This is a genomic window from Modicisalibacter ilicicola DSM 19980 (assembly GCF_900128925.1).
In the GTDB taxonomy this organism is placed as follows: domain Bacteria; phylum Pseudomonadota; class Gammaproteobacteria; order Pseudomonadales; family Halomonadaceae; genus Modicisalibacter; species Modicisalibacter ilicicola.
This window is the reverse complement of the sequence record NZ_FQUJ01000032.1, coordinates 1-8,572: the sequence shown is the minus strand read 5'-3', so window position 1 is coordinate 8,572 and position 8,572 is coordinate 1. Positions and strand designations below refer to the sequence as shown.

The following is an 8,572-nucleotide window of genomic DNA, read 5'->3' as shown; positions in this document are numbered from 1 at the left end:
CGACAGTTGCGCCAACTCGGCCAGCGTGACGGCTGGCAGCCAAGGGATGTCGAGGTGCGCCCGGCGCTGGGGTTGGTGGGGTTTGATGAGGTGAAAGGTGGAGGATTTTTTGCCAAAAAATTGAAAGACGACGCTTTTGGTTTCGTCAATCAATCGACCTGGTTGTTCGAGCACTCGGCGATGAAATATCCCACCGAGGAAATCTTCGTGAAGAGTTATCAGGAAGGCATCATGCGAAGAATGCAAAAGAACTCGCGATTTGGTCAGTACTAACTCGGCTAGAGCACTTGACGGAATGAAAAACCTACTTATATCGGTTGTTTTATTAACGCTCACTGCCTGCACCACTGCCAGTGATCGGCTAGGGGGACGGCTTGAAGAAGTCATGGTCCTGGGGGTTTCCAGCGATGGTCGCCATGCCATCAGCACCCATAAATCCAAACATTTGATACTTTGGGATCTGGAACAACGTAGCCGTAAGATTCTCTCGACCAGCGCCAATATCTACAGCGCCTATTTTATCCATGATCGGGATGCCTTCCTGTGGCAAGATCTTGACAATCAGGTGCGTGTGCAAACCGTCAATGGAGCTGTTCTTCAGAAATTCCGACACTTCCCGACTTACGGTCATGTAGTGGACACTTCTCTTGAGCATTACATTGCCTCGGACGAAGAGTGGAATCTTTTTCATGGTTACGGTAAGGCAATGCAGCCGATCAAGCAGGATGGCACCTCCCCTAACTTCTTGGGCGTGGGAAAATTATTTATCTTGAGTCTTTCTGAAAAAAAGGGGCTATTGGTTTCCGCAGGTTCTAGCAATGACGAAGACTTCGACCCCAAAAAAACACCACCCATTCTGGACAATCAATTATTCAGCAATTATGGAGGGGTTATCCTTTGGGATATCAAAACCCTAAAACCTGTTGCACAATTACCAGGCAATAACGTCAAGGTCGATGCCGCCCTCAGCCCCGATGGTCAATGGATCGTTACCGGCGATGAAAATGGAATTGGTTTATTCTGGGACACTGCCAACACTTCCAGAAAGAATCGGATGGCTAGCTACACGGGCGGTATTTTCCTGGAGAACTCTCCCTATGAGCTACTAGATCCACGCAAGTACGACAAGAGCGGCTTGATCCCTGTGCCCATGGCGGATAAGCCGGATCGCTGGGGAGATCGTCATTTGACAACCACCACCACCGTCGCCCTCGCCTTTATCAACGACAGCCAGGAATTCCTGCGTTTCGGCTACCGCTCCCACTGGGTTGCCCTCTTCGAAGCCGGCAACCCCTGGCCGCAGAAGTATTTTGACCTCGGCGACGATCCGTATCCCTCCACCGCCTCCTACCTGCGCAGCCTGAGCATTGCCACCGCACCCAAGGCCCAGGTGCTGGTCACCGGCCATCGATATGACGGCGGCATCACCGTCTACCGCTACGATCCGCAGGCGCGCACCCTGAAAAAGGAGTGGGTGGGCGAGTGACCGACCATTCCCTGGGCGCCCGGGTGGCGTTGACCGCCCTCAGCCTGCTCGGCGAACGGAGCGCTCCGCGGCGCCTCAACCAGCTGTTCCTGTGGCAACCCGCGGTGCTTGGATTCGTCGTTGCCGGAGCAGGGCTATGGTGCTGCAGGAAAGGAGCGTTGCAGAAGAATTCACGTTGTGACAGGAACTTCCTGATCTTACCCAATGATCGTAACCCTTACAGCTAGGGGTGATGAGCTCAGCTAAGGAGGCTTCCGACGCTCCCGGTCACACGATATTTCCATGTCAGTGGATCGAAAGAGCTTCGCGCAGAATCATGCTCGAGGACGTGTTGACAGTTCTGAAACAACGCGCTCAAACTGATTTGGCTAAATTACAATGCTCATCGAAACGCGAGACGCTCATGAATAGAATAAAAGCATCGCTCATGCCTGCCGCCCTCATGGGAACCCTGCTCATCGGCAGCGGACTGGCCACGACCTCCTTCGCACAAGATCCCTATACGGTGGGCGTAGAGGCCTCCTTCCCCCCTTGGGCTTACGTGGAAGCGGGAGAATTCAAGGGAATCGCCATCGATGCCATGGAGGCAATCGCCGAGGAGGCTGGTATCGAGATCGAGTTCCAGGACATGCCATTCCCGTCGCTGATCCCGGCACTCGCGGCAGAGAAGATCGATATTCTCGCCACCGGCCTTACGGTTACCGAGGAGCGTAGCGAGAACATCGATTTCACCATTCCTTGGTGGGAAACCAACGACGTGGTACTGGTACCCGAGGATTCCGATCTAAACGTCTTCACGGCCGTTTGCTGCGGGGCCAGCGTGGGCGTCCAGGGCGGCTCTTCCCAGCAAGCCTGGATGGAAGAGAACGTCGTGAATTCAAGCGACATCGATGTCGAACTGTCCAAGTACGACAATTATGTTACCGCGGTTGACGACATGGCGATCGGGCGCATCTCCTCGGTCATTGTCGACGATACCTCTGCTCAGGAGTACATCAATGCCGGCAAGCCAGTGAAAATGGCAGGCAAGATCTATATTCGTGCCCCCTTGGCGCTAGCGGTGTCCAAGGGCGACCCTCAAGAGATCCTGGGTGACCTGAATCAGGGCATCCTCGCCATCTATGAATCTGGCGAGTGGGGCAAGATCGTTGAAAATTACATTCCAGGCGTCACCGTGCCCGCGATTCCGGGCCATATGCCCGATTTCGTCGATACCTACCAGAAGCCGGTAGCCGGTCTTCCCGAACTCGGTAACGAATAAGTCGCTGTGACAGTGGACGCTTTCCCCGCCGGGAAGGCGTCCGTTGCGTCAGGGAAGTCGGTATGGATATCTACGATGTATTGCTACGTGATTTCCCCTTCCTGCTGAAGGGGCTTGGGGTGGCCATCGTACTGTTGGCCGCCCTGTTGGTGATCGGTTTCGTGCTGGGCATGGGCATCTGCCTGGTCCAGCTCTATGGCCCCAGGTCTCGGCTGGTGCAGTGGCCGCTGGTGCTCTACGAGCGCATCTTCCGGGGCGTGCCGATTATCATCATGCTGTTTATCTTCTTTTATGGCATCTCGGGTGTTTGGGACATCTCGGCCTTCGGTGCTGCGGTGTTGGCCATGGGGTTGCGTTCGGCGGCCTACCAGTCGCAGATTTTCCGCAGCGCCTTCCAGTCGGTGCCTGCCGGGCAGATGATGGCTGCCAGGGCCATGGGCATGTCCAAGATCATGGCGATTCGCCACATCGTCTTTCCCCAGGCGGCGCGGCATGCCATCGGCCCCTGGACCAACGAATTCTCCTCGGAGATAAAGGAAACCTCCCTGGCCTATGTCATCGGTGTGGTCGAATTGACCCGTCAGGCGCACTACATCATCACCAGCACTCAGGGCAACGTGTTGACGGTATTTGCCGTGGTGGCGCTGCTGTATTTTATCCTCAATCGGACAGGCAATAGCCTGCTGTATGCCCTTGAACGCAAGCTGGCCGTGCCGGGCTTCGAAAAATGATGCGAGAGGAACGCCGATAATGGCCGACGATCTGATTCTGGACGTGCAGGATGTCAAGAAGGCTTACGACGGCCTGGAGGTACTCAAGGGCATCGGCTTCGGGCTGCGCAAGGGTGAGACCAAGGTGCTGATCGGCCCCTCTGGCTCGGGCAAGAGCACCCTGCTGCGCTGTATCAATCATCTCACGGTGCCGGATGCCGGACGCATTTATCTCAATGGCGACGAAGTGCTGGACACCAATATCGACGCCATGCGAGCACGCATGGGTTTTGTCTTCCAGGACTTCAACCTCTTCTCGCACCTGACGGTACTCGACAACGTGCGTATCTGTCAGATCAAGGTCAATGGCACGGAGAAGGCGGCTGCTACCCAGCGTGCGCATCGCGAGCTGGAACGGGTCGGCCTTAGCGACAAGGCTGATGCCTACCCGGCTGAGCTATCCGGCGGCCAGCAACAGCGCGTTTCCATCGCTCGTGCTCTTGCCATGGACCCCGACGTGCTGCTGTTCGACGAACCCACCTCGGCGCTCGACCCGGAATTGACCGGCGAGGTGGTGAGGGTGATGCAGCAGTTGGCCGCCGAGGGTATGACCATGGTGGTGGTTACCCACGAAATGAGCTTTGCCCGCCAGGCCGCCGACGAGATCATCTTCATGGAGGACGGCCACATCATCGAGCAGGGCCCACCGGAGACCATGTTCACCGACTCCACCCACGAGCGGACCCGGGCCTTCCTCAACGTCATAGCGGAGCACGGGTGAGCCATGCGGGAATTCATCGAGTTCGGTATCGAGTGGCTACCCGAGCTGCTCATGGGCGTGCCGGTCACGTTGTCGCTATGGGTGATCGCCATCACCCTGGGTTTCTTCCTCGGGCTGGTACTCTGCTGGGCCAGGGTCTACGGAAATCTGTTCTTCTACTGGATCAGCACCGCCTACGTGGAATTGTTTCGCGGTACGCCAATGCTGGTGCAGATGTTCTTTATCTATCTGGGACTACCCCACCTGGGCATCGTCTTCGACGCCTTTACGGCAGCGGTAATCGCCATCACCCTCAACAGCGCTGCCTACCAGGCGGAGTACTTTCGGGGGTCGGTGCTGTCGGTGCCCAAGGGACAGCTGGTGGCGGCGCGATCCTGTGGCATGACCCAGTGGCAGGCGATCCGTTACATCATGCTGCCCCAGGCGCTTCGCCGGGTGATTCCCCAGTGGTCCAATGAGGCGATCATCGAACTCAAGTTCACCTCTATCGCCTACACCATCGGCGTGGTGGAGATCACCTCCATCGCCTCGGATATCGGTTCGCGTACCTTGGACTTCTTCATGGTCTTTCTCTGGGCAGGGGTGATTTATCTGGTGCTTACCTCCACGGTGGCGAGCCTGCTGGGACTCCTCGAGCGACGCACCTATGTGCCCGGCGTGACAAATGTATGAAGCTTGTCATCGACCGATAGACGGGGTAATTGCTGCACGAAGAGGTTGATGGCCGTGCCCCTTTGAGAGCGAAGCACGGCTGATCCGAGGTGACGCCGTGTGATGCGAGCCAGGTGGTCGTGACGACGGCACCATACGGATCTTGGGCAGCAGATGGTTTAGTTTCAATCTCAAAATCGCCACAAAAGGCCGCTTCTAGCACAGAATTTAAACCGACAGCTGCATCTCCGCTCCTGCTCGAACCAGGGTTCGAGGCTCTGCTGATCCAGGATCAGCGGCATGCGTGGGTGTATTCGTCCAGATGCCGGCGAACCACAGCGGCTCGTCGTCAGAGCGAATCAGGTAGTGGGGCTAGAATACCTTCGCCCTGAAAGGCGGCACGGTTCACTCCTCGCTGATGCTAGTCTTGAACCTGGGGAAGGTGAAACGACGGTACGTCGAGAAAAGGAGGCCGGAGTAACGGTCCGGCTAAACGCAAGCCAGTCAACGGCGCAAATTCATGTTACGTGTATTGCTGTGGCTGCTACTGGGTTATGTAATGCTGGTAATGGTGGCCTGTGCCTTCCAGGATCGGCTGCTGTATCTGCCCCAGGCGCGTGAGCACGTGGCCACGCCGGCGGACATCGGCCTGGCCTGGGAGTCGATCAAGCTGCGTACCGACGATGAGTTGACGCTGGATGCCTGGTGGGTGCCAGCCGAGACACCGCGTGGCAACCTGCTGTTTTTCCATGGCAATGCCGGCAACATCTCGCATCGCTTGGCGTCGATCGAGCAGTTCCACCGGCTCGGGCTCTCGGTATTGATCGTCGACTATCGCGGCTACGGCAAGAGCGAGGGGCGTCCCTCCGAGACGGGCACGGCCCGTGATGCCCGCGCCGCTTGGCGCTGGCTGCGCGAGACACGTGGCATCGAGCCGGGGAAGATCGTGATTTTCGGCCGCTCGCTAGGGGCGGCAGTAGCCGCCGAGTTGACCCGGGAGCTGAAGCGGGAGGCCAGGCCCACGGCACTGATTTTGGAGTCGTCTTTCACCTCGGTGCCGAGGTTGGCCCAGCGGCTCTATCCTTTCCTGCCGACTCGCTGGCTGACGCGCTTCGAATATGACACCGTTGCCTACGTCAAGGAGGTCGAGGCGCCGGTGCTGGTGATCCACAGCCGTGAGGACGACATCATTCCGTTCGCCGAGGGCGAAGCCGTCCATGCGGCGGCCCCTGAGCCCAAGCGCATGCTGGTAATTGGCGGCAGCCACAACACCGGGTTCCTGGAGAGCGAGTCGATCTATCTGGAAGGGATCGATACCTTCCTGAGTGAGCTAGCGGGATTGCCAAGACGGCCCTGAACGCCGTTCGAGGTTGGCGAGCGCATCGTGAGGAACTGGGCTGGAAGTTGCCGCTAGCAAAGACAGAATAGCGGGGGTCCGCTCGCTAGGGAAACGCTGAGTAAATAGCCGAGCGGAATGAAGCGCAAGGCGCCCGGAACGCAGAAGACGAGACATAACATGGGGTTAGGCGAGTCCTCGAGTACCGAGTAACGCAGCGATTCGTCCGAGCAGGCATTTTATGCAGTGGCCTAGCAGAGGATAACTTCTATAGGCGATTTGATCATCCGGTACCCTACATCTAGCGCTCAGCCTGGGCGAACGAGAACTGCTTCATTGGGTAGCTCTGTCAAACGGTGACAGGTTGGCTATACTCTAACCCGTCGGTGGTTGCCAAGCAGCTGCGAAGAAAATTTATGCAGCGTTTCCTTATGGGTGTAGAAATGAAAGTTTATAGAAGTGGGTTGGTATTTTGCGCGATGATGATATTTTCTGGGTTGTCATTGCTAGCGCTTTCCTATTTCAGTCTAGATTATTTAGTATTGATTCCAGTTGTTATGTATTTTGTGTGGGATTTGCTCTTCTTCCTTAATATACATAACACCCATGACCGAGGCTCAAGTGAATATATACAACAGTTAAGAGCATCTCGCACTACAATGGCTGGGTTTATCACAATATATGCTGCATTAATAGCGGCAATTTTTGCATTGGGCGATGAAAGCCCAATACTCGATAATATTATTTCTATCGATTTGCATCCATATCTAATTATTGCACCGTTTATTATCGCGTCTATAACATCGCTATATCTACCAGTCGTATGGACAGTTTCTGACACTAATGTAAGCGATCACAAAATTCATCCTCTAAAAGTATCTTCCGCTATGAGAGCCCTGGTGGCTACATCTATGTTTGGTGAGAAAGTCGTCGTATATATTTTTGCGTATACACTACTGCGTATTTTCTTTAATTTCTCGGAAACCATCTCATAAGGAGTGGCTATATGGTTACGCAATCTGGAGTTAGAATGGTAAACCTTGTTGATGAGCTTTATGAGCAAAGAAAAAATGGAAAAACCCTTTGTATCGCTGATGCTTATTGCTATGAGAGTGAGCACCAGTTAGAGCAAATTCAACCCCAGGGTAGTAGCGAAGCCGCGATATTAATTCCGGGTAAGGCGAGAGCTTTTGTTAAGAGCGCAATGAACAGTTGGCTGGAAGATATTTACAGGAACAATCAAAAACTACAAGTCGTTGATATTTGCTGTGGTCCTGACCCAACAATCTTAGACATTATCCAAAGTATTCCTTGGAGCCCTCCCAAGGTAGACATTGTTTTTGTAGATAGTAGTGAGCTGGTTCTAAATAAAGTGAGGAGAAAAGTTAAGGAGATGCAAAGCTGCAAAAATATTGCCACTCAGTTTCTCAAGCGGGATATAAGGAGTTTACACAATCTAGATGAAATTTTACCTAAAGAAAAAAGACTTTTTTTATTTTTTGGAAGTGTTTATGGGTCGTATGACAGAAGCGAGCTATTTAGAAGCTTATGTAAGATTTCTTCTGATGGCGATTTTTTGGCAATACACACAGAGTCACTAGACAACCTTGATCGCATTAATGTTTTTGGTGATAGATATCAAAAGAAAGAAATGTTTCAGATTCAGTCTTTATTAAATCTTGGGTTTACAAAAGAAGATTTGAAGGTTGTATTTAGAGTGAATCAAGGAAAAAGTCGAGTAGAGGGATTTGCAATAGTAGTTAGCGTTCCTGATGAGTTGAATTTCGGCGCCTCTAAGCTAAATATAAAAGTCGGAGAGGAGATTTTGGTTTTCAAGGCTAGAAAACCTTCAATTGATACTTTGAAAAATGAATTTAAAAGTATTATAGGGTCTTCGGAGTTTTATTTTCATAAAGAAGGGTATGACGCCTTGCTCCTAGGGTGTGTAAAAAAATGCTCAATAAACAGTTTGAGTTGACAGTTTCTAGTCTGCATTTTTGTTATGGAAATAGAAAAAATTTAACAATATTTTACAGTTTAAAGGGGCATCATGAATAATTTCTCGATACTCTGAACACCCGAGTTCGACACTTTCAGCCCGATTTTGACCTGAAATCGGCACCTGTGGTCTGAGAATTCAGCCACTTAGCCAATTTCAGCCGAAATCCATGTAGTGACACGTTTTTCTCTTGGTACCTTGCCATCCATCGAATACCCAGACTATTGTGGTGACCCCGGCTTATTCATGATGGGTAAGCGGTCCACCAACCCCACCTGTTCCAGCCTGAGTCAGATCGGTAGAGTGCCCTTCCAACGCCAGGGCAGCAGCGTGTCGAGATCGTCACCC

General features: G+C 53.2%; 10 protein-coding genes. All 10 read left to right on the top strand.

The window, feature by feature from the left end; translation table 11 throughout:
• Nucleotides 1-273, top strand: a 273-nt coding sequence (locus BUA41_RS19350) for a hypothetical protein (protein WP_175547014.1), incomplete at its 5' end; no start/stop codon positions are given.
• A 22-nt stretch (nucleotides 274-295) separates the two neighbouring features.
• Nucleotides 296-1,486, top strand: coding sequence for a WD40 repeat domain-containing protein (locus tag BUA41_RS18585; protein ID WP_072825692.1), 1,191 nt, complete (start codon nucleotides 296-298; stop codon nucleotides 1,484-1,486).
• Nucleotides 1,483-1,713 (top strand): hypothetical protein, encoded by a 231-nt coding sequence (locus BUA41_RS18580; RefSeq protein ID WP_072825690.1) that lies wholly within the window; start codon nucleotides 1,483-1,485, stop codon nucleotides 1,711-1,713. The genes BUA41_RS18585 and BUA41_RS18580 overlap by 4 nt, the downstream gene beginning before the upstream one ends.
• 89 nt (nucleotides 1,714-1,802) lie before the next feature.
• The gene (locus tag BUA41_RS18575) at nucleotides 1,803-2,747 is read left to right on the top strand and encodes an ABC transporter substrate-binding protein (RefSeq protein ID WP_175547013.1); all 945 of its coding nucleotides are present in this window, start codon (nucleotides 1,803-1,805) and stop codon (nucleotides 2,745-2,747) included.
• A gap of 62 nt (nucleotides 2,748-2,809) precedes the next feature.
• A complete protein-coding gene (locus BUA41_RS18570; RefSeq protein WP_072825686.1) occupies nucleotides 2,810-3,478 on the top strand; it encodes an amino acid ABC transporter permease in 669 nt (222 codons plus the stop codon).
• 19 nt (nucleotides 3,479-3,497) lie between these two features.
• Nucleotides 3,498-4,238 (top strand): amino acid ABC transporter ATP-binding protein, encoded by a 741-nt coding sequence (locus BUA41_RS18565; protein WP_072825684.1) that lies wholly within the window; start codon nucleotides 3,498-3,500, stop codon nucleotides 4,236-4,238.
• A gap of 3 nt (nucleotides 4,239-4,241) precedes the next feature.
• Nucleotides 4,242-4,910, top strand: coding sequence for an amino acid ABC transporter permease (locus BUA41_RS18560; RefSeq protein WP_072825682.1), 669 nt, complete (start codon nucleotides 4,242-4,244; stop codon nucleotides 4,908-4,910).
• A gap of 499 nt (nucleotides 4,911-5,409) precedes the next feature.
• Complete coding sequence (locus BUA41_RS18555; RefSeq protein ID WP_072825680.1) at nucleotides 5,410-6,246, top strand: alpha/beta hydrolase; 837 nt, start codon at nucleotides 5,410-5,412, stop codon at nucleotides 6,244-6,246.
• Between the two features lie 395 nt (nucleotides 6,247-6,641).
• Nucleotides 6,642-7,220: a hypothetical protein gene (locus tag BUA41_RS19120; RefSeq protein ID WP_139249186.1), complete on the top strand. Its 579-nt coding sequence runs from the start codon at nucleotides 6,642-6,644 to the stop codon at nucleotides 7,218-7,220.
• Between the two features lie 11 nt (nucleotides 7,221-7,231).
• Nucleotides 7,232-8,203: a hypothetical protein gene (locus BUA41_RS19115; RefSeq protein ID WP_139249185.1), complete on the top strand. Its 972-nt coding sequence runs from the start codon at nucleotides 7,232-7,234 to the stop codon at nucleotides 8,201-8,203.
• Nucleotides 8,204-8,572 lie beyond the last annotated feature (369 nt).

What these genes read in the sequence shown, in the direction of transcription:
- BUA41_RS18585 (WP_072825692.1), top strand. Translation starts at nt 296, where the DNA reads ATGAAAAACCTACTTATATCGGTTGTTTTATTAACGCTCACTGCCTGC.
- BUA41_RS18575 (WP_175547013.1), top strand. Translation starts at nt 1,803, where the DNA reads ATGCTCGAGGACGTGTTGACAGTTCTGAAACAACGCGCTCAAACTGAT.
- BUA41_RS18570 (WP_072825686.1), top strand. Translation starts at nt 2,810, where the DNA reads ATGGATATCTACGATGTATTGCTACGTGATTTCCCCTTCCTGCTGAAG.
- BUA41_RS18565 (WP_072825684.1), top strand. Translation starts at nt 3,498, where the DNA reads ATGGCCGACGATCTGATTCTGGACGTGCAGGATGTCAAGAAGGCTTAC.
- BUA41_RS18560 (WP_072825682.1), top strand. Translation starts at nt 4,242, where the DNA reads ATGCGGGAATTCATCGAGTTCGGTATCGAGTGGCTACCCGAGCTGCTC.
- BUA41_RS18555 (WP_072825680.1), top strand. Translation starts at nt 5,410, where the DNA reads ATGTTACGTGTATTGCTGTGGCTGCTACTGGGTTATGTAATGCTGGTA.
- BUA41_RS19120 (WP_139249186.1), top strand. Translation starts at nt 6,642, where the DNA reads ATGCAGCGTTTCCTTATGGGTGTAGAAATGAAAGTTTATAGAAGTGGG.
- BUA41_RS19115 (WP_139249185.1), top strand. Translation starts at nt 7,232, where the DNA reads ATGGTTACGCAATCTGGAGTTAGAATGGTAAACCTTGTTGATGAGCTT.